General features: G+C 41.3%; 23 protein-coding genes. 9 read left to right on the plus strand and 14 right to left on the minus strand.

Annotation, left to right across the window (positions count from 1 at the left end):
* Nucleotides 1–136 precede the first annotated feature (136 nt).
* From phoB to AN214_RS18770, 3 genes are all read left to right on the plus strand, one after another.
* Nucleotides 137–826 (plus strand): phosphate regulon transcriptional regulator PhoB, encoded by a 690-nt coding sequence (gene phoB, locus AN214_RS18760; protein WP_010560997.1) that lies wholly within the window; start codon nt 137–139, stop codon nt 824–826.
* 16 nt (nt 827–842) lie between these two features.
* Entirely contained in the window at nt 843–2,165 is a 1,323-nt protein-coding gene (gene phoR, locus AN214_RS18765; RefSeq protein ID WP_054981104.1) for a phosphate regulon sensor histidine kinase PhoR, read from the plus strand.
* Nucleotides 2,166–2,269: 104 nt separating this feature from the next.
* On the plus strand, nt 2,270–3,238 hold the full coding sequence (locus AN214_RS18770) for a PstS family phosphate ABC transporter substrate-binding protein (RefSeq protein ID WP_054981105.1): 969 nt from the start codon (nt 2,270–2,272) through the stop codon (nt 3,236–3,238).
* Between the two features lie 68 nt (nt 3,239–3,306).
* Here the strand turns inward: AN214_RS18770 and AN214_RS18775 are convergent, their stop codons facing one another.
* From AN214_RS18775 to sfsA, 8 genes are all read right to left on the minus strand, one after another.
* Nucleotides 3,307–3,543: a hypothetical protein gene (locus AN214_RS18775; protein ID WP_010560994.1), complete on the minus strand. Its 237-nt coding sequence runs from the start codon at nt 3,541–3,543 to the stop codon at nt 3,307–3,309.
* 48 nt (nt 3,544–3,591) lie between these two features.
* Nucleotides 3,592–4,443 (minus strand): pantoate--beta-alanine ligase, encoded by an 852-nt coding sequence (gene panC / locus AN214_RS18780; protein WP_054981106.1) that lies wholly within the window; start codon nt 4,441–4,443, stop codon nt 3,592–3,594.
* A 24-nt stretch (nt 4,444–4,467) separates the two neighbouring features.
* Nucleotides 4,468–5,262, minus strand: a complete 795-nt coding sequence (gene panB, locus AN214_RS18785; protein ID WP_054981107.1) for a 3-methyl-2-oxobutanoate hydroxymethyltransferase — start codon at nt 5,260–5,262, stop codon at nt 4,468–4,470.
* Nucleotides 5,263–5,286: 24 nt separating this feature from the next.
* Complete coding sequence (gene folK / locus AN214_RS18790; protein WP_054981108.1) at nt 5,287–5,790, minus strand: 2-amino-4-hydroxy-6-hydroxymethyldihydropteridine diphosphokinase; 504 nt, start codon at nt 5,788–5,790, stop codon at nt 5,287–5,289.
* The gene (gene pcnB, locus AN214_RS18795) at nt 5,783–7,156 is read right to left on the minus strand and encodes a polynucleotide adenylyltransferase PcnB (protein ID WP_152960807.1); all 1,374 of its coding nucleotides are present in this window, start codon (nt 7,154–7,156) and stop codon (nt 5,783–5,785) included. The genes folK and pcnB overlap by 8 nt, the downstream gene beginning before the upstream one ends.
* A gap of 164 nt (nt 7,157–7,320) precedes the next feature.
* Nucleotides 7,321–8,247, minus strand: coding sequence for a tRNA glutamyl-Q(34) synthetase GluQRS (gene gluQRS, locus AN214_RS18800; protein WP_054981110.1), 927 nt, complete (start codon nt 8,245–8,247; stop codon nt 7,321–7,323).
* 10 nt (nt 8,248–8,257) lie between these two features.
* Nucleotides 8,258–8,698, minus strand: a complete 441-nt coding sequence (gene dksA, locus AN214_RS18805) for an RNA polymerase-binding protein DksA (RefSeq protein ID WP_054981111.1) — start codon at nt 8,696–8,698, stop codon at nt 8,258–8,260.
* A gap of 162 nt (nt 8,699–8,860) precedes the next feature.
* On the minus strand, nt 8,861–9,571 hold the full coding sequence (gene sfsA / locus AN214_RS18810) for a DNA/RNA nuclease SfsA (protein WP_054981112.1): 711 nt from the start codon (nt 9,569–9,571) through the stop codon (nt 8,861–8,863).
* 86 nt (nt 9,572–9,657) lie between these two features.
* Between sfsA and pepB the strand changes: the two genes are divergently transcribed.
* Nucleotides 9,658–10,953 (plus strand): aminopeptidase PepB, encoded by a 1,296-nt coding sequence (pepB, locus tag AN214_RS18815; RefSeq protein ID WP_054981113.1) that lies wholly within the window; start codon nt 9,658–9,660, stop codon nt 10,951–10,953.
* A gap of 417 nt (nt 10,954–11,370) precedes the next feature.
* The gene (locus tag AN214_RS18820; RefSeq protein ID WP_054981114.1) at nt 11,371–11,940 is read left to right on the plus strand and encodes a phosphoribosyltransferase; all 570 of its coding nucleotides are present in this window, start codon (nt 11,371–11,373) and stop codon (nt 11,938–11,940) included.
* A 61-nt stretch (nt 11,941–12,001) separates the two neighbouring features.
* Here AN214_RS18820 and AN214_RS18825 read toward each other — a convergent pair whose 3' ends face one another.
* Nucleotides 12,002–12,658, minus strand: a complete 657-nt coding sequence (locus AN214_RS18825) for a Crp/Fnr family transcriptional regulator (protein WP_054981115.1) — start codon at nt 12,656–12,658, stop codon at nt 12,002–12,004.
* 120 nt (nt 12,659–12,778) lie between these two features.
* Here AN214_RS18825 and AN214_RS18830 point away from each other — a divergent pair, with 120 nt between their 5' ends.
* On the plus strand, nt 12,779–13,024 hold the full coding sequence (locus AN214_RS18830; protein ID WP_054981116.1) for a YgjV family protein: 246 nt from the start codon (nt 12,779–12,781) through the stop codon (nt 13,022–13,024).
* Nucleotides 13,025–13,089: 65 nt separating this feature from the next.
* Here AN214_RS18830 and AN214_RS18835 read toward each other — a convergent pair whose 3' ends face one another.
* The 4 genes from AN214_RS18835 to pdsR form a co-directional block, all read right to left on the minus strand.
* Complete coding sequence (locus AN214_RS18835; RefSeq protein WP_054981117.1) at nt 13,090–14,757, minus strand: amidohydrolase; 1,668 nt, start codon at nt 14,755–14,757, stop codon at nt 13,090–13,092.
* 261 nt (nt 14,758–15,018) lie between these two features.
* Entirely contained in the window at nt 15,019–15,315 is a 297-nt protein-coding gene (locus AN214_RS18840) for a hypothetical protein (protein ID WP_010560981.1), read from the minus strand.
* A 133-nt stretch (nt 15,316–15,448) separates the two neighbouring features.
* On the minus strand, nt 15,449–17,560 hold the full coding sequence (pdsS, locus tag AN214_RS18845) for a proteobacterial dedicated sortase system histidine kinase (protein WP_054981118.1): 2,112 nt from the start codon (nt 17,558–17,560) through the stop codon (nt 15,449–15,451).
* A 3-nt stretch (nt 17,561–17,563) separates the two neighbouring features.
* Nucleotides 17,564–18,253: a proteobacterial dedicated sortase system response regulator gene (pdsR, locus tag AN214_RS18850; protein WP_054981119.1), complete on the minus strand. Its 690-nt coding sequence runs from the start codon at nt 18,251–18,253 to the stop codon at nt 17,564–17,566.
* Nucleotides 18,254–18,482: 229 nt separating this feature from the next.
* Here pdsR and pdsO point away from each other — a divergent pair, with 229 nt between their 5' ends.
* The 3 genes from pdsO to AN214_RS18865 are packed head-to-tail and all read left to right on the plus strand — an operon-like array spanning nt 18,483 to nt 21,839.
* Nucleotides 18,483–19,208: a sortase-associated OmpA-like protein PdsO gene (gene pdsO, locus AN214_RS18855; protein ID WP_082428631.1), complete on the plus strand. Its 726-nt coding sequence runs from the start codon at nt 18,483–18,485 to the stop codon at nt 19,206–19,208.
* 13 nt (nt 19,209–19,221) lie between these two features.
* Nucleotides 19,222–21,279, plus strand: a complete 2,058-nt coding sequence (locus tag AN214_RS18860; protein WP_054981121.1) for a VIT domain-containing protein — start codon at nt 19,222–19,224, stop codon at nt 21,277–21,279.
* Nucleotides 21,279–21,839, plus strand: a complete 561-nt coding sequence (locus AN214_RS18865) for a sortase domain-bontaining protein (protein WP_054981122.1) — start codon at nt 21,279–21,281, stop codon at nt 21,837–21,839. Before AN214_RS18860 ends, AN214_RS18865 begins: the two co-directional genes overlap by 1 nt.
* 527 nt (nt 21,840–22,366) lie before the next feature.
* Here the strand turns inward: AN214_RS18865 and AN214_RS18870 are convergent.
* Complete coding sequence (locus AN214_RS18870) at nt 22,367–22,627, minus strand: hypothetical protein (protein ID WP_054981123.1); 261 nt, start codon at nt 22,625–22,627, stop codon at nt 22,367–22,369.
* Between the last annotated feature and the right edge of the window lie 130 nt (nt 22,628–22,757).

The raw sequence follows: 22,757 nt of genomic DNA on the forward strand, positions 1-22,757 counted from the left end.
ATGATTGTGTAAGTTAGGTTAAAGTAACACTACAAATAGACAACAGTTTATTTATGATCTTTTTATGTTTATATTCATAAAAGTGTCACACTTTACTTTGATAATGAAGTCAGTTGATAACTTAGAGATTTAATTCATGTCGCGTAAGATACTAGTGGTTGATGACGAAGCACCAATTCGTGAAATGTTGGTATTCGTACTTGAACAAAATGGATTTCAGGCTATTGAAGCCCAAGATTATGATTCTGCAATGGATGCGCTAGTTGAGCCTTATCCAGATATGATTCTACTGGACTGGATGCTGCCTGGCACAAGTGGTGTTCAAATCGCTAAAAAAATTAAAAATAGTGATTACACCCGCCATATCCCAATTATTATGCTAACAGCTCGTGGTGAAGAAGAAGACAAGATCAAAGGCCTAGAAGTAGGTGCTGATGACTATGTCACTAAACCGTTTTCACCAAAAGAGTTAATGGCACGTATTAAAGCGGTATTCCGTCGCGTATCACCTACATCGCTCGAAGAAGCAATTGAAGTACATGGTTTACGCCTAGATCCTATTTCGCATCGTGTAACGTCTGCAGGTAACGAATTAGATATGGGACCAACTGAATTTAAATTACTTCATTTCTTTATGACGCACCCAGAACGTGTTTACAGCCGTGAACAACTACTTGATAATGTTTGGGGTACAAATGTTTACGTAGAAGATCGTACGGTTGATGTACATATTCGTCGTCTACGTAAAGCGATTGCGCCTATGGGTCATGATAAATTAGTACAAACCGTACGCGGTGCAGGTTATCGTTTTTCGAGCAAAATTTAATTTCTAAGAGAAGTCTATGCTGCGAATTGTGAGTAAGCGGGAATTAGTTAAACGCCTTTTTGTTTACTTTATTCCGCTTACGTTAATAGGAGTCCTGTTAGGGGCTCCTTTTTTACTTTTATGGCTAGGTACATTTTCACTATTAGTGTGGAATTATCGTCAGCTATTTAGATTAAGCGATTGGCTTACAGAACAACGCAAATACTACCCACCAGAAGGTGAGGGTGTTTGGGAGCAGGTATTTGAAGGCATTTATCGCCTGCAACAACGCAATCGTAGAAAACGTAACGAGCTTGCTGATGTTATTCGTCGTTTTCGTGAAGGTGCTGAAGCCGTTCCCGATGGGGTATTAGTATTGCAAGATGATCTGGCGATCGTTTGGTGTAACAAAGAATCGATCGCTTTATTAGGATTACAGTGGCCGCTTGATCATGGTCAGCGACTTGATAACCTAATTCGTCGTCCTGATTTTATTAAATACATGCGCGCTAAAGAATACCTTGACCCATTAGAGTTGCAGTCACCGATTGATCCGCACAGTGTGTTAGAAGTGAGGGTAACGCCTTACGCTGCATCACAGCTAATGATGGTGGTACGCGATGTGACGTTAATCAAGCAACTTGAAGAAATGCGCCGAGATTTTATTGCTAATGTGTCGCATGAGTTGCGAACGCCGTTAACAGTAATGTCGGGCTATCTCGAAATGTTTGATCCAGATATGGCGCCGCCACCTTCAATGTGGGGCAAAGCGCAGCAAACTATGCTGGACCAATGTAAGCGTATGGCAAGCTTAGTAGAACAATTACTTGCACTGGCACGCATCGAAAATTCTGATAAGCCAGACTTCGAGGAAGAGGTAGATGTTGCGGATATGCTCACCGCGATTTACCGCGAGGCCGAACAATTAAACCAAGAGAAACAACACACAATTGTGCTGGATATGGACGAGTCATTAAATTTAATTGGTAAAGAGCAAGAGCTGCGCAGCGCCTTTTCAAATTTAGTATTTAATGCCGTTCGTTACACCCCAGCTTATGGGGAAATAAACATTAGTTGGCACAAAACCGATAAGGGCGCTGAGTTCCGTGTAGTAGACAACGGCGACGGTATTGCTGGTGAACATATTCATCGGTTGACTGAACGCTTCTACCGTGTTGATCAGGCACGTTCTCGCGATACTGGTGGCTCGGGTTTAGGTTTGGCGATCACTAAACATGTGTTAAGTCGTCATGATTCTCACTTAAATATTTCATCAAAATTGGGCGAAGGTTCAATATTTAGTTTTTCGTTTTCTAACGATCGTTTAAAAAACAAAGTGTTAGAAGTTGAGGCTGAATAAATTAATGTGTTAATAAATTTGTCATATTTTAGTCATTTTAATGTAATGTAAAAGGCTAAAAATAGTCGCATCATCAAAACGGGATAATCAATTGGAGTTACCCAATGAAACTTAAAAACTTAGTGGCTACTATGGGCCTAACTGTTACAGCAATGCTTGCTGGTAACGCGATTGCAGTAGATAACAAATTAGCAGATTATGAAAAAACAACAGGTATTTCTGGTAATTTCTCGTCTACAGGCTCAGACACATTAGCAAACATGATGACCTTTTGGGCAGAAGAATATAAGCGCCAGTACCCTAACGTAAATATTCAAATTCAAGCTGCTGGTTCATCAACTGCGCCACCGGCACTAACTGAAGGTACATCAAACTTCGGTCCAATGAGCCGTAAGATGAAGTCGAAAGAAATCGAAGCATTTGAAAAGAAATTCGGTTATAAACCAACTAAAGTACGTGTTGCTATCGATGCCCTAGCTGTATTTGTACACAAAGATAACCCTGTTAAAGGCTTAACAATTAAAGAAGTGGATTCTGTATTCTCATCAACACGTAAGTGTGGTGCAGATAAAGAAGCGACACGTTGGAGTGATATTGGCTTAGAAGGTTCTTGGGCTGGTAAAGACATTCAATTATACGGTCGTAACTCAGTGTCTGGTACTTATGGTTACTTCAAGAAAAAAGCACTGTGTAAAGGTGACTTTAAAAACAACGTAAATGAGCAACCAGGTTCTGCATCAGTAGTACAGTCAATTTCATCTTCATTAAATGCGATTGGTTACTCAGGTATCGGTTATAAAACATCAGGTGTTCGTACTGTTCCACTAGCGAAGAAAGGTACTAACTACGTTGATGCAACGTTAGAAAACGTAGCAACAGGTAAATACCCGCTATCTCGTTTCCTATACGTTTACGTGAACAAGCACCCTAACAAGCCGCTTTCACCAATCGAAGCTGAGTTCCTTAAGATGGTACTTTCTAAAGATGGTCAAAAAATCGTTGAAAAAGACGGTTACGTACCACTTTCTTCAGGTATGGCTAACAAAGAACTTAAGAAGCTAGGTCTTCTATAAGCTAACCGCTTAATTTTGTAAAAAAAGCCGCTAATTAGCGGCTTTTTTGTATTTAAAATTATATATTTTTAGTTAATAAATTCAGGACCAACTTGTGCTTTGCAGGCATTGTGTTCGTCAACGCATTTACGCATGCACACGCCGTTGGTCATGCTTTCGTTTAAGCTTGAATTACTACAAGAAGATTCGCACTGAAAGTTTTGCTGAGCACAGCGATTAAGCCCTTCTTTTTGCTCTTGTGTTAAGTTTTGAGAGCTACATGCAGCCAACAAACCTACTAACGCGATAGTGATTAACTGTTTCATTATCCTTAATCCTTATAATTTTTGAATTGAGTATAGAACTGCTTGGTTCTAGGCTGTCGTTACTTGTAAGTTATCAATTAAGCGTACATTTGACAAAAATGCAGCAACAAGAATAACTAAATTAGTATCATCCTTAGTGGCTAATTGTAAGGTTTTTGCATTACAAATATTAAAGTAATCAAGTGTAAAGCCGTGCTTTTCAATCGCTAACTTAGCTTGCTCTGTAATCTTATCTAAACTTAACTCGTTTGCTTTAATCGCTGTTTCAGCGTTAAGCATAATCTGGTATAGCGCACTTGCTTGTTGTTTTTCATCATCCGATAAATAGCCATTACGCGAGCTCATTGCAAGGCCCGAGTCTTCACGCTTGGTTGCAACGCCAATAATTTCAATCGGCATTGATAAGTCTTCAACCATGGTTCTAATAACCGCAAGTTGTTGAAAATCTTTTTCGCCAAAACAGGCTATATCAGGTTGAACAAGGTTAAAGAGTTTATTAACAATAGTTGCTACGCCACGAAAGTGACCAGGGCGGCTGGCACCACAGTGGCCTTCAGAGACTCCAGGCACATCGATATAACTTTGTGCGTCTAGCCCTTTGGGGTAGATGGTTTCAACAGTTGGTGTAAATAGTAAATCAGCACCGTGCTCAATCAGACCATTTTGATCGTTTTGTAACGTACGCGGGTACTTGTCGAGATCTTCATTTTTGCCAAATTGCATTGGGTTAACAAAAATGCTCACAACCACTTTATCGGCGATTTGTTTAGCTTTATCAACCAGTGAAAAATGACCAGCATGCAGATTGCCCATTGTTGGCACAAATGCCACTGTTAGGCCTTGCTGTTTCCAGCTTTTGATTTTACTGCGTAATAGAGAAACGTTAGAAACCGTTTGCATAAAAGTAACTACTTAACACTTAAATTAATTGAATTCATGCTCAGGGCCTGGGAATTGACCACTTTGCACATCATCGATGTACTTTTTCACTGCTGCTGGCATGTTGCCAGTTTCCAGTAAAAAGTTCTTTGAAAATTTAGGGATATAGCCCGCAGAAATACCAACAAGGTCATGCATAACAAGAATTTGACCATCGGTTTCTTTACCTGCGCCAATACCAATCGTTGGAATTGAAATAGCGTCGGTGATGGCTTTAGCCAATTCTGAAGGAATACATTCCAGTACTAACAATTGGGCGCCTGCCGCTTCAAGTGCTTTGGCGTCGTTAATCATTTTTTCTGCCGCTTCGTTAGTGCGACCTTGAATTTTAAAACCACCAAATACATGTACTGATTGCGGTGTTAATCCTAAATGGCCACATACAGGAATGCCTTGTTGTGTTAACAACTCAATTGCTGGGTAAAGCCACTCACCGCCTTCAAGTTTAGCCATGTTTGCCCCTGCTCGCATAAGCTCAGCCGCGTTGTTACACGCATCTGCTGGGTTCGAATATGTCATAAAGGGCAAATCAGCGATGACAAAGGTATCTTTAGCGCCGGCGCGCACACAGCGTGTGTGGTAGGCAATATCTTGATTAGTGACTGCCAAGGTGTCGTTACCACCTTGCAGTACCATGCCCATAGAGTCGCCTACTAATAAAACGTGAACACCTTGTTCTTCGAATAGGCCTGAGAAGCTTGCATCATATGCGGTTAAAGCGGCAATTTTCTCGCCTTCTTGTTTCATTTTTTTTAGTTTTGAAACGGTAATTTTAGCCATAAATCCCTCGATTTCTTGCCGTTATTAACTTGCTGCAATAATGCTCAAGCCATTTTTATCTATTGTTTTTATTAATTCTGCTAGGTCTGTACCACAAGGTAGTGCAAAGTCCGGTGCAATTTCATGCATAGGGTAAAGAACAAACTCACGCACTTTCATGCCGTAATGTGGCACAGTTAGGCGTTCATTATCAAGTTGTTGGTTTTTGAATAAAATAATGTCGATGTCGAGCGTGCGTGGTCCCCAGCGATCGGCTTTGCGTACGCGACCAAAATCGAGCTCGATTTGTTGTGTAATATCAAGCAGTTCAAGCGGCGATAGCGCTGTATCAATGGCAACAACTGAATTGACATAGTCAGGTTGGTCTTGCGGTCCCATGGGCTTACTGCCATAAAGTGAAGAGCTTGCAACAAGGGTAATACTGGGATGTGCGGCTAATGCCTGTGTGGCATTTCGTAATTGCTCTAATGGGGCATTTAAATTAGCCCCTAAGCCTAAGTAAACCAAAGAATTTACGTGATTAGTCATGGCGTTTTGCGTTATTACTTTTTGCTTTGCGTGGTCTGCGACGACGGTAGTTGCCACCACTTTTAGCACCTTTATTTAAATCGCTTACCATACGTTTTTGACTGCCCGCATCTTGCTCTGTGTAGTTATCCCACCATTTTGCAAGCTCTGCTAGTTCAGGCTCAAACTGCGCGCGTAAACAAAAGAAATCTTTTGCGGCACGAAAACGCGGTTGCTGCGTTAGTCGGAATGCGCGTTGACCGCCACGTTTATCAAAGCGGTGTTGTAATTGCCAAATCTCACGGGCACCGATGGTGAAGCGTTTTGGCACTGCAAGCGACTTTGCACTTTCAGACAAAATTTGATTCATTGCCATATTAAACGCATTAAATGGTGTCTCACCTTGCGCTGTAATGCGGTTAGATAAGCTTTGCAGCGGGTACCACAAAAATGCCGCGATTAAATAGGCTGGGGTTACTTTTTTGCCTGCGTTAATGCGTTTGTCGGTATTTTTTAATACTTGCGTAACAAGCTGATACTCAGTGCCGTCTGGGTGCTTGTTCACTAATTTATCAAGTGCAGGAAATAGGTAAGTAAATAAACCGTACTGACGCAGTAAGTGGAAGTTAGCTTCTGCTTTGCCGTTTAAGAATAGCTTTAGCATTTCTTCAAATAAACGGGCTGCTGGAATATTACCAAGTAGCGACGCCAACTGAAACATCGGTTTCTCTGTCGCTGGCGCAATAGTCATATCCAGTTTTGTTGCAAAGCGTACCGCTCGCAGCATACGTACCGGATCTTCACGGTAGCGCGTTTCAGGATCGCCAATCAGTTCGATACGGCGATTTTTAATCGCTTCCATACCACCGGCAAAATCATGAATACTGAAATCGTTAATCGAGTAGTACAGCGCGTTTATTGAAAAGTCACGGCGCTCTGCATCTTCGTCGATGCTGCCGTATACGTTGTCACGCAGTAATTGTCCTTGCTCACTTGCTTGGCTTTTATTTTTTTCGTCTTGTTCTTCATCACTATGGTGGCCTCGCATGGTTGCCACTTCAATGATCTCTCGGCCAAACATAATATGCGCTAAACGAAAACGGCGGCCGATTAAACGACAATTGCGAAACTGCTTTTTAATCTGCTCGGGTGTAGCATTGGTTACTACATCAAAGTCTTTCGGTTCAAGGCCAAGTAAAATATCGCGAATACAGCCGCCAACTAAATAGGCGTCGTAGCCAGCATCTTTAAGACGATACAGTACTTTCAAGGCATTTGGGCTAAGTTGTTTACGCGATACCACATGATTTTCTCGGGTAACGACAAGCGGTTTAGAAAAACTCGCAACGCTTTGCGGCTGTTGACCTTGTTCTGATCCAGATAAAATACCTCGACAGATTTTTACAAGCTTAGAAATAATGGGACGGCTCCAGAATTCATACAGGGAAAATTAACCGCGTAATAATATACTAATCACCCAGTTAATGCCATCGCTAGCACGCTTGTGTCGGCTGATATTTAGCCATAATTTAGTGTAAAGATTGCGCTAATTTAAAGTGGCTTAAAGGTAAAGCTGGTTTCGTTAGTAATAAGCTGAATTTCATCATTGGCAGGCACGTTTTTTCGTTGCCATGCCGTTATTGCCCATTGAATAATTTCATCGACACTGGCATCTAACAGTGTTTCATTGGCGTTGATGCCGAGAAATTTAAGTGCAGCAACAAGCGTTTGCTGTGGTTTATCCATATCAATCGCCGCTGCATAGTTTTGTTTTGATAACTTAAATCCAGGCTCTGCTACAGCTAAGGGAAGGTGACCAAATTGTGGTACAGGTGCGCCTAGCTGCTTAAATAAACTGATTTGTCGCACGGTAGGGAATAGCAAATCAGCACCGCGCACAACATGAGAAATGTTTTGTGCGATGTCGTCTAACACTACGACCAGTTGATAGGCAAATAAGCCATCACGGCGTTTAATAATGTAGTCTTCTTCTGAAAACACAGGTTCAACGTTGATTTCGCCTTTAAAAAGATCGCTAAATTGATAGGTTGGTATGGTTTGTTTTAGTCTCAGCGCTTGGCTATCAAATGTAAGCTGTAAGTCACGGCAATGGCTGTTGTAAAACCCGCCATGTTGCTTAATTTGTTTACGCGTGCATTGGCAGGCATAAACTAAGTCTTTACTGATTAGTTGTTCAAGTACTGTTTGATAATGCGCTAAACAAGCGCTTTGATAGCGAACTGATTCGTCCCAATATAGGCCGTAGTTTTCAAGCGTTTTAAGTATAAGAGTGTCGCTACCGCTGACTACGCGTGGCGTATCGATGTCTTCAATACGAACAAGCCAACTACCGTTAAGTGCTTTGGCGTCAAGATAACTGCCGAGCGCGGCTACAAGAGAGCCAAAGTGCAGTGGCCCAGAAGGAGAGGGGGCAAACCGGCCACGGTATGCCCCAAAATCAGATGTGTTTGCCAACATTTAAGCCAAATTAACGGCCTGATTGTTTTTCTTTGATTTCAGAAAGTGTTTTACAATCAATACATTGATCAGCTGTTGGACGAGCTTCTAAGCGACGAATACCGATTTCGATGCCACAAGTAACACAATAGCCAAAATCTTCTTCTTCGATTAGTTGTAATGTTTTCTCAATCTTTTTAATTAGCTTACGTTCGCGGTCACGGGTACGTAATTCTAATGCAAACTCTTCTTCTTGTGCTGCACGGTCAACTGGATCAGGGAAGTTTGCTGCTTCATCCTGCATATGGTTCATGGTGCGGTCTACTTCTTCACGTAAGTTGTTACGCCATGTCTCAAGAATGGTTTTAAAGTGCGCAAGTTGTGCGTCACTCATGTATTCTTCGCCAGGTTTTTCTGTATAAGGCGCTAGGCCTGCTTGAGCCAGTAAACTCAAATTATTTTGTGATGGCATAACTGTCTCCTAATTCTTCTATGAATAGAGTCCCAATAAAAGTCGGCGGCTATAAATAGCAGAATAAAAAATTAAGTGCAATTAATTTTTACCAATTAAAAAATTTAGACAAGCCTAATTAACAATAATTTATGCGGTAAAACGTTTGAACTCGTTAACTATTCACTGTGGTGCGACAAAGGGAATGGTTTTATCTATTACAATTTGTTCCGAGCTTATGTTGGTGCGATAACACAAAATTTCAACCCCTGCTGCTAATGCTTTTTTAATTTCAACTGCATAATTGGCGTCAATATGAGCAGCAGGTGCCACAGACTCAATGCCAGTGTGTTGAATTAAAAAGAATAATACCGCACGATGGCCTTGTTGCTTCATTGTCACTAATTCGCGCAAATGTTTGCTGCCTCGAGCGGTGACTGCATCGGGAAAGTAACCTTTACCGTTTTCTTCTAACAAGGTGACCGATTTTACTTCGATATAACACGCTGGCTTTTCGGCATCACTCAATAAGATATCAATGCGACTGTTTTCATCACCATATTTCACTTCTTGTTTTAAGGTATCGTAATTTAATAGTTCAGGTATTTGTTGCTTAGCTATCGCCTCGGCAACCACATGGTTGGCCATGCTGGTATTAACGCAGATTAGATCTCCCGCTAGGTTTTGTGTCAGTTCAAGCGAATGAGGGTATTTACGCTTGTCATTACCAGACGTGGAATAATACGCAGTAAAGCCTGAATCGGCACAGCCAGTCATACGCCCGGTGTTAGCGCAGTGAATGGTTATTTCTCCTTGGCTGGTTTCTATATCGACTAAAAAACGTTTGTATCGTTTTATAAGCTTGGCTTGTTGCAGCTTTGATTGAAATTGCATGGCTTTAATCGCAAATTATTGGGCTATGTATGTGACTAGTGTACACTGGGGCCACGCAATTATGTGAACACACGAGAGAAAAAAATATGTCAGATCTGTTCAAAGTTCAGTTATCTCAAGATGCCGCAGCGGCGCATTGGGGTGAAAAAGCCTTACTCTCTTTTTCTAATGACGGTGCGACCGTTCATTTACAGCAAGAAGAAACCCTTAAAAACGTACAAAAGGCAGGTCGTGCACTTGCTAATCAGGGCATTAAAGCAATCGTTTTAGAAGGTGATACTTGGTGTACAGAAAGTCAGTGGGCGCTTTATCAAGGCTTTGTGACAGCTAAAAATCTTGATGCAGTTACATTTGCAGAAAACAGCCAATCATCACTTGATGAATTAGCGGCGTTAAAGCGCGCAGCAATTTGGCAGCGTCAGATGATTAACGGTACTGCAGAAGATGTTTATCCAGAAAGCCTTGCTGAAAAGGCGGCTGAATTTATCGGTTCAATGGCGCCAGAGCACGTAAGCTACGACATTATTAAAGGCGATGCATTGTTAGAGCAACAGTGGATTGGTATTCACGCTGTAGGCCGTGGTAGTGAGCGCCCGCCAGTATTACTTACACTCGATTACAACCCAACAGGTGATGAGAATGCACCAATAGCAGCTGCGCTTGTAGGTAAAGGTATTACATTCGATTCAGGTGGTTACTCAATTAAGCCAAGTGAAGGCATGTTAACCATGAAGTGTGATATGGGTGGTGCGGCCACGGTTACTTCTGGTCTTGCTCTGGCAATTAGCCGTGGTTTAGATGTGCGCGTTAAATTATTCCTATGTTGTGCAGAGAACCTAATCTCAGGTAATGCATATAAGTTAGGCGATATTCTTACGTACAAAAATGGTACTACAGTAGAAATCGTAAATACTGACGCGGAAGGTCGCTTAGTGCTTGCTGACGGCCTAATGGCAGCTGGCGAAACAGGCGCGCCACTAATTATTGATGCGGCAACCTTAACTGGTGCAGCGCTGATGGCGGTAGGTCAAGAATACAATGCATTATTTGGTTTAGATAAAGAGCTAGTACGTGAAGTTGAAAACTTTGCTAGCGATGAGTTTGAAGCTGCATGGGCATTACCTCTTGAGAAGTTCCACCAGTTTAACTGTCCATCACCATACGCAGATACAGCAAACAGCCGTGCGCAGAAAGGCGGTGGTTTTGGCGGTGCATCAAATGCCGCTGGTTTCTTATCTCGTTTCGTGCCAAATGACGGTAAAGGCTGGGTGCATATTGACTTAGCAGCAAGTTTCCAAAATTCAGCTGGTAGCCAGTGGGCTGCAGGTGCGACAACTTGGGGTATGCGTACTGTTGCACGCACATTACTTGAAAAAGCATAATCGGCTTCGATAATACATTAAAAAAGCCTGCAGTTGCAGGCTTTTTATTAACGTTTGTTAAAGTTTAGACGCTTTAACTCTTTCTCACTTGGTGTTTTATCATTAAACCTAACAAGGGTTAATGCAACGTAAAGACCAAGCAGCATGAGAGCAAATATCCACCACATATTGGGTACCTCAGTTTATTTGCTTCATCCCTAAAGTATGATTTTTGGTTAAATTTACCAAAAATATTTCCATACGTTTTTATGTATATTTTCAAAAGCTCTTTTTTGAAAGCTTAATATTTAACCTAACAGTTTGTTATATATTTTAAAAGGCTTAAGACATGCTATTTTGATATAAAGCAAGCTATTTCGTTAAATATAAGCTATTATGCACACCTTTTTTATACCCCAATAATCTCAGGAGCACATCATGTCAGATAAGGTTTTTATTACCGCCGAGCAGCTTTTGCAAGACTCATTTAAACTCGCAGCACAGGTTTTTGATGATGGCTTTCGTCCTGACTATATTGTGGGCATTTGGCGTGGTGGCGCACCAATCGGTATTGCTGTACAAGAATACTATGACTTTAAAGGTGTAGACACAGATCACATTGCGGTACGTACATCATCTTATTACGGTATTGGTAAGCAATCGAAAGATATTAAAGTACATGGTTTACATTACATTATTGAAAACGCTAACGCGTCTGACAGTTTATTAATTGTTGATGATGTATTTGATTCAGGTCGCAGTATTTTCGCATTAAAAGAAAAATTAAAAGAACTGATGCGCTTAAATTTGCCACAAGATATTCGCGTGGCTTGCCCTTACTATAAGCCAAAAAATAACAAAACACCGATTGAACCTGACTATTACATTCATGATTCAGACGAGTGGTTAGTTTTCCCACATGAGCTTTCAGGTTTAACACCAGATGAAATTGCAAATGGCAAAACTGATTTAAAAGAAATTAGCCATTTATTTATTGATAAAAAGTAATCGCTAAATAAATAGTATTTAAAAAGGTCGCAATTGCGACCTTTTTTGTTATCAGAATAGTTTAACGACTCGCAAAACTATCAATAAAGTCTTCTAGTTTATCTTCATCAAGTGGCTTTAAGCCTTGCTCTGTGCGTTGCACTAAGCCTTGTTCTACTAAATCACTTACCACGCGGCGGTATGCACGTTCTGTTGTGGCAAAACGCTCTGCTTCAGCGCTTACTTTAGGGTAAGGCTTTAACATGGTCACGGTTTCATCTTGGTAACGGGCTAAGCAGTCTTTCGCTATATTAAAGCTAAGTGGTAGCAGCAGCTTGTTTAAGTTTATTTGTTGGTTCTCAATAAACTTTTCAGCAATGCTTTTTGCGGTGTAGAGTGCTAATTCTGGCTTTTCTTGTAATAATTCACGCCAGTACTTTAACTCAATTAAGTTATAGGCCACTTCACTTTGGCAGGTCATAGAATAAATACAAGGTCTGTCATTAAGCGCTTCAACTTCACCCACTAAAGTATTGTGGCAGTCCAGCTGTCCTAGCAATAAGCGCCTACCGTTACCTACGTCGTAACTAAATGAAATTGTACCACTACGTACTAAAATTAATTTACTTAATGGTTTGCCTTGCTCGGCAAGTAACTTACCTTTTTTTAAGGTATAGCTGTTGCCTGCGTACGACAGTAACTCATCAACTAGAGTTTTTGAAAAGTGGTAATCGAACATATAGTCTCGCTTGTTGAGTACAAGTAATTAGCGTTTGCTGTTGGACAATTGTCCTTCAGCTATTCTATCGGACCGTTTAGCTTACAGCAAATTGGTAATAATTAGAATCGGAGCGATACAATGGTTTGGGAATATTTAGGTTATTTTGCATCAGCATTGCTCGTTGCTTCGTTAATGATGGAAGATGTCACTAAATTACGTTGGTTTAATTTAGCTGGCTGTATTTGTTTTACCTTATATGGTTTGGCTATTTCAGCTTGGCCGGTAGCTTTTACCAATGGCTTACTTTCCTTCGTAAATATTTATCACTTAATTAAATTAGCAAAGAAAAAATCACCGACAGCTGATACTAAAGCAGACAGCTAAAAAGCTTCAATATTTAGAATTCAGAGCGCAGTATCAAGACTCTGAATTCTAAACGCTCTTTGTACTTACTTTTGTTGGTATTTTAACTCACCCGCCAGCCATGTTTGTTCAACTTTGGTGTGGTAAATATCGCTCAGTGGCGCTTTAAAATAATTAGTATCCACAATTATAAAATCTGCCCACTTACCCTTTTCTAAACTACCAATTTTAAATTCTTGATGAGCTGCATAGGCTGCATCTAGAGTAAACGCACGTAACGCTTGCTCGCGCGTTAATTTCTCCTCGGCAAGCCAGCCACCTTCTGGGGCGCCATGTTTATCCTGACGTGAAACAGCGGCGTATAAACCATGAAACGCATTTGCTAACTCAACTGGAAAATCTGAACCCGCCGCTACGCGCGACCCTTGCTTTAAAAATGTTTGCCATGCATAAGCGCCCGTTAAGCGCGTTTTACCAAGGCGATCTTCCGCCATATGCATATCAGATGTGGCATGCACTGGTTGCATTGAAGGAATAATAGCGAGTTGTTTAAAGCGTTTAATATCACTTGGCTCAACAATTTGCGCGTGCTCCATGCGATTTCTAAGTAGTTTACCGCCGCTTTTAGCGTAAACTTTTTCATAAGTGTCGAGTACCACACGATTTGCTCTATCACCAATGGCATGCGTATTAATGCTAAACCCAGCTTTAAAAGCCTGAGTAAATACGTTTTCTAACTCATCTTTGCTCATTAACATTAAGCCTTTATGGCCAATACGGTCTTGATAGTCTTCAAGTAACGCAGCCCCGCGACTACCTAACGCACCATCCGAATACACTTTTATACTACGAATTGCCAACATGTCCTTATCATCAAATTTTTTGCCAGCAGCAAGTTGTTTAGTTAACTCGTTATCTGTTGCACTTAACATGGCATAAATGCGAATAGGTAAGGTGTTGTTAGCTGCGCGTTCTAAATAAACTTGGTAGGTTAAGTTATCAATGCCTGCATCATGTGCCGAGGTAATACCTAAACTCAGCAAATGTTCACCTGCGGCATCAAGGCGTTTATTTACTTCGCTTTTATCAACGCTTGGCATATGTTGATAAACAAGTGGCTCTGCATTATCAATCAAAATCCCTGAGGGTTCGCCGTTATCTAAGCGAATAATTTCACCGCCGCTAGGTGCTTGTGTATCTTTATTAACACCCGCAATTTCGAGTGCTTTTGAGTTTACCCAAAGGGCATGACCATCAACTCGAGTGAGTGCAACTGGTCTGTCGCTCACTATCGCATCGAGATCTTTGGATGTAGGAAATACCTTACTAGGCCAGTTTTCTTGATTCCAGCCGCGGCCAATCACCCAGCCGTCGGTTTGTTTTGCATATTCTTCTATGCTCTTTAGCGCATCTTTCAGTGAGCTACTACTGCGTAAATCAAGCTGACTTTGGTTTTTACCAAGACCAATAATGTGGCCGTGTGCATCGATTAGGCCAGGTAATAATGTTTTACCTTCTACATCGATTTTTTCAGCAGGGCTATAAGTTGAAATAATTGATTTATCGCCTGTTGCGACGACTTTCCCGTCTTTAATAACTAAAGTAGAAAATTCGTGAACGCCTTTATCTTGCTTTAGCGTATAGCCTTTTGCATTGTGAAGAATGGTGTAATCAGCAAAGGCAAATGGCGTAAAGCTAGCCAAGCTGACACTCACTGCTAGTAGGGCATGTTTCAATTGTTTTTTTGTTGTCATTGTTATTCTCACGCTAAGTGTGTGTATTGAGAATAACAAAGTTAAAACAAATAAATAACCTAAGATTTAGATTACAAATTTGCAAAGCATGCTCGTGGTAATTTGAGCGTGTTTCTCACTATAGTCAGCACGCAATTTCGACAAATTGCATATTAACTTATGTACTAAAAAATATTGATGTTATGAAAAGAATTTAACGCCACGAACCGCTTGTTCGGGCGTTAAATTAAGTGTGGCTGGTGAAGGTCACACAGTCGAGGGTTATCGATTTAATAACTGTTGTGGTGTTTTAATTTGGGCGTTAATGGCAACTAATAACGATGCTAATTTTTGCTCATTTTCGCAGTTAGTTGTCCAAAGTACAGCGGGTAAATTAAGTTGTTGGGCCAGCTTTAATGCCGTTTCAATGATGTAGTTAAGCGAGTTTGTACAACTAGCAACACCTTTAGCAACAAGATCATAGCAGTTAATACATACGGCTTGCCAAAGCTCTTGTTCAACGATAATCGCGCTATTTAAAGACGCTAGGTTTAAGTTATTGTTTGAATCGGTTTGCATTACATATCTACTTCACAACTAATACAATAGCTTTATATCGTTAATCGCAATAAAAACTTGAGAAGTTATTTTCAAAAATATCGGTAAGGTAACCAAATTATTTCTAATAATTAGCGGGTTAACGGTTTTATTGTTAACCCTTAAACGTTACTAAAAACTCAACGCCTTGGTTTTTATTGGTAGCTGTAATAGTTGCGCCGTGGAAGTCACAAATTAAACGCGCCATATATAAACCTAACCCTAAATGCGGCTCTTTTTGTTTGCTTGATTCACGTACTGATACCATAGAGTCGAATATATGATTGGCCATATCTGGCGGCAATTGCGGACCTGCATTAAAAATACTAAATTGCGCTTTACCACTCGTGATGTGATAGTTCACTTCAATACTTGTCTCTTTCTCAGCAAAATCGACTGCATTGCTTATCAGTTTGTCGAGCAGTTGTGCAATAAATTCTGGCACCCCATTCAGTGCATAAGCTTCATCGCTAAGGGCTAAGTTGAAGTGTTTATTCGGGTAGGCAAGGGTGTAACCTTGCATACAGCCATTTATTACTTCGCTTAAATTAAATTGCTCTTTTTGGCTATTTTCAATGGCGTGCTCTAGGCGTGTTGCTTCACTCATGGTGGTGAGTATTTTGTTTAAACGCGCCACCCCTTCTTTTGCGCGAGCAATATATTTTTGACTGGGTTCGTGAGTATTTTGTAGCTCAAGGCTTTCAAGAGACGAGCGTACCACAGCTACTGGCGTGCGTAGCTCGTGCGATAAACGCGAGCTCATATTTTCTAAATAATGAGTGTAGCCACCAAGGCGATTTACGATACTCGCAAAGCTGCGTGACAAGTCGCCAATTTCATCACTGGAAAATTGCTTATCAATTTTGCCTGTAACACGCCCTTGTGCATCAATGGCTTTTTCTGCAGCGTCGCGTAAGCGTCTTATACGTGTTGAGATAATGGACGCGAATAAAAATAAGCTCAACGTACCAATGAGCATAATAGCTAAAATCACATTAAACAGTTTTTCGAACGCTTTGTTTCTTATTTCGCGAATGCCATTTGTGGTTTCTTCAGCAATTACTGCGCCCATTACCTGGTCGTCAATCCAAATAGGGTAGGCCGCAGAAAGGATCACCGCTTTTTGATCGGGGGTTAAGCGCCATGTCGATTTTGCGTGGCCATCAAGTGCTGCATTGATATGGCTGCCATCAAGCGCGGCTACATCACGGGTAATATCGGTAAACTCAGTTGCAGGGCGAGTGAGAATTTTGTAATAAATTGGGTGCAGGTATTCTTCTTCAAATTGCTCCCAACGTGATGGTTTGCGCTTTTTAATGGTGTCGCCCCAGCCGCCATCGGCGCTTTTTATATTACCGGCATCGGCTAAAACACGGCGGTGCTGGTCGACTACAAATACGCGGCTGCCGGCACGTGCCATGCCTTTAATAATTTCTTCAATTTCTGGTGAGGGCACTAAAATCGAGCCTAAGCTTTGCTGCTCGTTGAGGTTAGAGGTGGCGATTTCTGCTAATTTTTCCTCGCCTTGGTCTTTATCTAAAATTGCAAAGCCCAATTTATTACCGAGAAGCGTTAATGGCAGGCGCAGCTCAATATTGTAGCCTTGCTTAGTTAAACGAAAGTAACCTTGAATTTGCGTAAACGGCATTTTTGTTTCGGCGTCAAAGGCGTTAACCCAACCTGCTTGTTTGGTTGAAATTAAATAGGTTTTAACTTCACCTTCGAGATTGGTAAAGGCAATTTTTAAGTGATCGTTACGCTCTAAGCTGATGGTGTTTCTACCGCGCATAACAACATCGTCATCGGCTACGCTAAATTGCGCGTAAAGGTAGTCTTTGTATTTGCCGACCATATGCTTAAACGAGATATCTTCATTGCTATGCATTGCGTTATCTTGCGTTAAGTAGGCGTCGCCATAATGCCAAACAAGGGGCAAGTAGGGTTGCCAATCTTGCAGCTTACCGTCAAGTTGAATGGGTCCTACAATATTGTACGCGTAAAGATCGCGGCCTTTTTCAACCGATTCTAAAAAACTCGCTTGGTTATCGAATAGTTTTGGTCTGTCGTGTAGGGCGGTTGCCAAAGCGCGGCTGGTGGCTACTAAGTTTTTTTCTTGCCCTAAGCGTAAAAAGTTTTCCATTTCAGCCACATACTGATGACCAAGCCATGGCAGTAATAACAAAAAGCTTGAAAGAACAACAACTTTAGTGCGCAGACCAATTCTCATGGCTTATTTTGCCTCCCAGCGGTAACCCATGCCATACACGGTATCGATATGATCAAATGCGTCATCAATTTTTAAGAATTTTTTACGAATACGCTTAATATGTGAAGTGATGGTGCTGTCATCAACGTAAATTTTTGCCTCATTCATCAAATCGTTACGCTGTTTTACATGACCGGGACGAATAGCAAGGGCGTGCACTAACCAATATTCGGTCACAGTTAAATCAATGGTAACGCCTTGCCAAGTGACTTGCATGCGCTCAGGGTCTATCACTAATTCGCCGCGTTCAATAAGTTGTGCTTGCTGCTGGGGAGTATTGAGCGCCAACTGGCGACGAAAAATTGCAGAAATACGCGCGGCTAAATGGGCAAGGCTGATGTCTTTTGTAAGGTAGTCATCAGCGCCCATGCGTAAACCCGATACCGTATCGATTTCGTTATCGCGGGCTGTTAAAAAAATAATCGGCAAGGTTTGGCTTTTTGCGCGTAATGCTTGGCACAACATAAAGCCGCCATCTATTTCATCACCTAGGCCAATATCAATAATCGCTAAATCTGGCAGATTTGCTAATAACTCGCCTTGTGCGCTGATGCGATCAGCATAGCCTTTCACTAAATAGCCTTGGCTTTCTAGCATATCAATATAGTTTTCACGAATGGCGTCTTGATCTTCGATGATGGCGATTTTTTTCATTGATTACGGTTAATTGCGTATTGATAGCCGTCACTATACCTAAAAAATGAGCAAAAAATAGAGAATCGGAGCAATTGCCATTTTTTTGCCACAATTGCTCATCGCATTGCCTTTTTTCAAACCAAAAATTGCCAGATCAGCTTGTTTTAATTACTCCAACGCAAACGGTGCAGCAGCATCAACACAAAACAACGTATTTAAAAAAATTAAAACATTCTTGGAGAATATTATGAAAAAGGCACTTTTAGTTTCAGTTATCGCATTAGCACTTAGCAACCCAGCAATGGCCAAAGAGCAAGACTTTGAAAAAGAACCGCTAATTGGCTTTGGTGCTGGCGCAACGGTAGGCGCGTTAATCGGCGGCCCGGTTGGTGCGGTTGCTGGCGGTATTGTGGGAATTTTTATCGGCAAAATAGAAGGCGATAAAGTTGATATTAAAGAGCAGCAAGCCGAAATATCAAAGCAGCAACAAACCATTGTTGCACTACAACACAAAACTTCAGATTACCAAGAACTGGTTGCCTCAAAACAGCAACTTGAATCACAACTTGAGCACATTGCGCAGCAGCGAATCGATAACTTACTAGCAATGTCGGTGCAGTTCCGCTCGGGTTCTTCAGAAATTGAACCACACTTTGCCGAACAATTGATTGAACTTGCTGAAGTGATGAAACAGCAACCAGAAATTTACCTAGACTTAAACGGTTTTGCTGACCAACGCGGTGATGATGAAAACAATTTAGCACTATCAACTAAACGTGCCGACAACGTAGCCGCATTTTTAATTAAACAAGGTGTTGACCATAACCGCTTAAGCACTCATGGCTTTGGTGAAAGCCAAAGTATCGCCAAACAAAATGCAGAAGACAGCTTTGAAAGCAACGTATTTGACCGCCGTGTAACAGTGCATGCACGACTTAAAGAGCAATCTCAAACCGCTAACAACCAATACTAGAGAGGGGCTAGTAATGTTACTAAAACACACAACAGGAGGTGAAAAAGAACAACAAGGTAAACGAAAAGGCGCGCATATGCGCCTTTTCATCAACCTTGCCATTCTTTTTGTAGCTTGGCTTGCCTCGGCCATTTTGTTTAGCGCGAAAGTGTCGGCACAAGGGCTGATTTTAACTAATCAGGCGGGGCAAGAAGTTGAACAAAGTGTGCTTAAATCGACCCACCTTGATATTCAAGTAAAAGGCATGCTGGCGTTTGTTGAATTACAACAGGTCTATCAAAACCCAGCATTAGAAACGCTAAATGGCAGCTACCAGTTCCCATTGCCTGAAAATAGCGCGGTGTTTGCCATGGAAATGATGCTTGATAACCGCAAAATTATTGGTGAAATTAAAGAAAAACAACAAGCTGAGGTGATTTATAAAAAGGCCCAGCAACAAGGTCATAAAGCCGCATTAGTTAAAAATCAAAGCGCCAATGTCTTTAAAACTAAAGTTGCTAATATTGAGCCTGGGCAAGAAGTCGCTGTTAAGTTGAGTTTTCAATTTCCATTAACTTATCAAGATGAAGTGTTTAGCTTGCGCCTACCGACAGTGGTTGCACCGCGCTATTTTAATAATCTTGACCTTGATGAAAATGACCCAACTAGCCATTTTCAAACGCGTTCGCAAAGCAGTTTAAATACCAACACATTGATGGCCGAGGAGGCGCCAACTCTCGATTTTTTGCAAAACACTGTGTTAACCAGTTTCAATGTAAACAACAAGATTACTATCAATTTTGATGTGAACTTAGGTTTTGAACTCGATAGCATCAGTAGTACAAGTCATATGTTATCGGTCGTGCAAACCGGAAATACACAGTATCAACTTATTCCTGCGCCACAAAGCTTAGTGGCAAATCGCGACTTTGATATTAAATTTGTGCCGCTTTTAAATGAGCAAATTACCACGCAAGTGTTTCATGAAAATATTAATGGTGAGTCATTTTACAAAGTGATGATGATGCCGCCTAAATCGGATTTTGTGTCGCACAGTTTACCCCGTGAATTGGTGTTTGTAATTGATACCTCGGGTTCTATGGCTGGCACATCAATGGAACAAGCAAAACAGGCACTAATTCTAGCGTTGGAAAAACTCGGTACAGATGATCTCTTTAATATTGTGGCATTTGATCATCAAGTTGAATTGTTTAAACCAGAAGCTGTTGCGGCAACGTACTCACAGCTACAAGCGGCTAAACGTTTTGTTGCAGGGCTAGAAGCTGACGGTGGCACCGAAATTAATAATGCACTAGCAGCCAGTTTTGACGGTCAATTTGATGAAGCGCGAGTACGCCAAGTGGTGCTGTTAACCGATGGTGCGGTCGCCGATGCCGAATCGGTTAAGGGCTTAGTAAAAAATCGCCGTGCCGATAGTAAGCTGTTTACCATAGGTATTGGTAGTGCACCGAATAGCCATTTAATGCGCTTATTAGCTAAGCATGGCAAAGGTGAAACCTTGTTTATTAATAACCTTGAAAATATCGCGAGCGAAGTTGCGCTGTTAAGCGACAAGCTGAGTAACCCGGCACTTCAGAATATTCGTGTATTAAATGATATGGGCTTACCACTAGTTGATAGCTTACCAACGGCTGATCTGTATTTTTCATCGCCGTTGGTGGCTTACTTTAAATTAGCACAACCGGCTCAAGCGGTGCAGATCGCAGGTGATGGAGTAAATGGTAAGTTCTTAAAACGGGTTTCGCTTGAAAATGCGATTGCAGCAAAAGGCATCGCCCGCGCTTACGCTAAAGAGCATATTAACACGTTAGATTTAGTACAAGATAAAGCTGAAATCACAAAGCTTGGCATTCGCCATGGCTTATTAACGCCATACACTGCCTTTATCGCGGTGGAAGAATACTTTGGCGATGTTGCCGATAAATCATTCGAGGCGCCAAATATGCTGCCGCAAGGTAGTACAATGCCTCAAACATCTGGCAATAACGACCGCTTGCTTTGGTTAGGTATTTTATTGCTAATTGGCGGTTTTTTATTAGCTATTTGGGGACAAAAAGAGGACTCAGAATAATGAAAAATAGGCGTAAACTGTTGCGCCTTTTGGCGCTTTGTATTGCCATGCTAGGTTTAGTTTTAGTATTTAAATCAAGCTATGTGTATGGCAAAGCGCAACTTGCTCAGTTTCTACTGTGGCAAGCATGGCAAGAAAATAAAGCGGATGCCAATCATAAGCAAAAAGCATGGTACTACGCCGATGGTTATCCGGTTGGTGAACTCATTGTAAAAAGCAGAAATATTTCACAAATTGTGCTCAATGAAGCAAGCAACCGTAACCTCGCATTTGCCCCCGGTATTTGGCATCACCCAAGCAATAACATATTGCTTGCTGCACACAACGACACCCACTTTAGCTTTGTTAAAGAGTTAAAGCTCGGCGAGCAAATTAGTTACCAAACACAAGGTAAGGCGCAGCAACACTTTAAAGTAGTGAATAAACTGCATGTGGATTACCGTGATTCTAACTGGTTATTAGGATTAGAAGGGTATTTAGTGCTGATTACCTGCGAGCGCCGCAATGGTTTGGATTTAGTACCAGAGGGAAGAGTGGTGGTAGTGGCAGAGCGCGTTTAGTTTTTTGGTGTATGTGATGATTTGAAGCATTGTTTAGTATTTGAAAGAGTATTTGTCGCGCTGGCGACGGCAGCCAAAGGGAGGCTAACGCCGGCCTCCCTTTGGAATCCCTCGGCGCCCCAAAATCAAACTGATTCTTCAAACACAATTTAAATGTGAACATAAACGCCATGAAGCAACGTCCCTGTTGTGCATGGCTTGCTCGACCGCTTCGCTCCTTATCTCGCATTATTCATTTAAATTGTATTTTCAGGTTTGATTAATGGGTGACGAAAGACCGAAGCAACGCTTCGCAGCTTGAGGAAGTGAGGTCATGGATGACCGATGGAACCAAGCTTCACGGATGAATTATTAACTCAATGCGATACATTGCTGATTGCTATAAGGCAATTAAGTGCCAGCAGCTGTCATTGGTAACGCCCCGCTAACCCGAGACAAATACGGAGGTTGCCTTGTGATAAAATGAGCGAAGCGAATCACAAGGCAACTGGAGTGTTTGGCTTCGGTTTAAGCGGTTTGTTATGTGTTTATATATAAATTGAAAATAACATGTAAAGGATATTTATTAGGAATACCGCAACACCTATATGCCCCAACCAAAATATTGGCTTAGCCCACCTTTCAGGAACGACCTGACTAAGATTGGCATAAACCTTACCTACTGAGTTTTCTTCAATCAGTCTCGCAAAGCTAATTTCTGGATATTTGAATACCAAAAGTAGAATTGCCGAAAGGCCACAAAGTAAAAGACCTAATATCCATAAAAAAATGACAATACTCTCATTCATAGCTTACACATAGCAATTTAATAGTGCGCAAATTGCGCATATTTCTGATTTGCAATCGCGCACTTTTCTGAATGCTTTAGTTTTAACAAAGTTGATAACTAGTTGCCAGTATTATTAAAAATACATGTGG

The sequence above is a fragment of the Pseudoalteromonas sp. P1-9 genome, from assembly GCF_001399975.1.
Lineage (GTDB): Bacteria > Pseudomonadota > Gammaproteobacteria > Enterobacterales > Alteromonadaceae > Pseudoalteromonas.

What these genes read in the sequence shown, in the direction of transcription:
- sfsA (WP_054981112.1), bottom strand. Translation starts at nt 9,571, where the DNA reads ATGCAATTTCAATCAAAGCTGCAACAAGCCAAGCTTATAAAACGATAC.
- panC (WP_054981106.1), bottom strand. Translation starts at nt 4,443, where the DNA reads ATGCAAACGGTTTCTAACGTTTCTCTATTACGCAGTAAAATCAAAAGC.
- AN214_RS18840 (WP_010560981.1), bottom strand. Translation starts at nt 15,315, where the DNA reads ATGCAAACCGATTCAAACAATAACTTAAACCTAGCGTCTTTAAATAGC.
- AN214_RS18820 (WP_054981114.1), top strand. Translation starts at nt 11,371, where the DNA reads ATGTCAGATAAGGTTTTTATTACCGCCGAGCAGCTTTTGCAAGACTCA.
- dksA (WP_054981111.1), bottom strand. Translation starts at nt 8,698, where the DNA reads ATGCCATCACAAAATAATTTGAGTTTACTGGCTCAAGCAGGCCTAGCG.
- AN214_RS18830 (WP_054981116.1), top strand. Translation starts at nt 12,779, where the DNA reads ATGGTTTGGGAATATTTAGGTTATTTTGCATCAGCATTGCTCGTTGCT.
- panB (WP_054981107.1), bottom strand. Translation starts at nt 5,262, where the DNA reads ATGGCTAAAATTACCGTTTCAAAACTAAAAAAAATGAAACAAGAAGGC.
- AN214_RS18860 (WP_054981121.1), top strand. Translation starts at nt 19,222, where the DNA reads ATGTTACTAAAACACACAACAGGAGGTGAAAAAGAACAACAAGGTAAA.
- folK (WP_054981108.1), bottom strand. Translation starts at nt 5,790, where the DNA reads ATGACTAATCACGTAAATTCTTTGGTTTACTTAGGCTTAGGGGCTAAT.
- AN214_RS18870 (WP_054981123.1), bottom strand. Translation starts at nt 22,627, where the DNA reads ATGAATGAGAGTATTGTCATTTTTTTATGGATATTAGGTCTTTTACTT.
- AN214_RS18770 (WP_054981105.1), top strand. Translation starts at nt 2,270, where the DNA reads ATGAAACTTAAAAACTTAGTGGCTACTATGGGCCTAACTGTTACAGCA.
- pepB (WP_054981113.1), top strand. Translation starts at nt 9,658, where the DNA reads ATGTCAGATCTGTTCAAAGTTCAGTTATCTCAAGATGCCGCAGCGGCG.
- pdsS (WP_054981118.1), bottom strand. Translation starts at nt 17,560, where the DNA reads ATGAGAATTGGTCTGCGCACTAAAGTTGTTGTTCTTTCAAGCTTTTTG.
- phoB (WP_010560997.1), top strand. Translation starts at nt 137, where the DNA reads ATGTCGCGTAAGATACTAGTGGTTGATGACGAAGCACCAATTCGTGAA.
- gluQRS (WP_054981110.1), bottom strand. Translation starts at nt 8,247, where the DNA reads ATGTTGGCAAACACATCTGATTTTGGGGCATACCGTGGCCGGTTTGCC.
- AN214_RS18775 (WP_010560994.1), bottom strand. Translation starts at nt 3,543, where the DNA reads ATGAAACAGTTAATCACTATCGCGTTAGTAGGTTTGTTGGCTGCATGT.
- phoR (WP_054981104.1), top strand. Translation starts at nt 843, where the DNA reads ATGCTGCGAATTGTGAGTAAGCGGGAATTAGTTAAACGCCTTTTTGTT.
- pdsO (WP_082428631.1), top strand. Translation starts at nt 18,483, where the DNA reads ATGAAAAAGGCACTTTTAGTTTCAGTTATCGCATTAGCACTTAGCAAC.
- AN214_RS18835 (WP_054981117.1), bottom strand. Translation starts at nt 14,757, where the DNA reads ATGACAACAAAAAAACAATTGAAACATGCCCTACTAGCAGTGAGTGTC.
- pdsR (WP_054981119.1), bottom strand. Translation starts at nt 18,253, where the DNA reads ATGAAAAAAATCGCCATCATCGAAGATCAAGACGCCATTCGTGAAAAC.
- AN214_RS18865 (WP_054981122.1), top strand. Translation starts at nt 21,279, where the DNA reads ATGAAAAATAGGCGTAAACTGTTGCGCCTTTTGGCGCTTTGTATTGCC.
- AN214_RS18825 (WP_054981115.1), bottom strand. Translation starts at nt 12,658, where the DNA reads ATGTTCGATTACCACTTTTCAAAAACTCTAGTTGATGAGTTACTGTCG.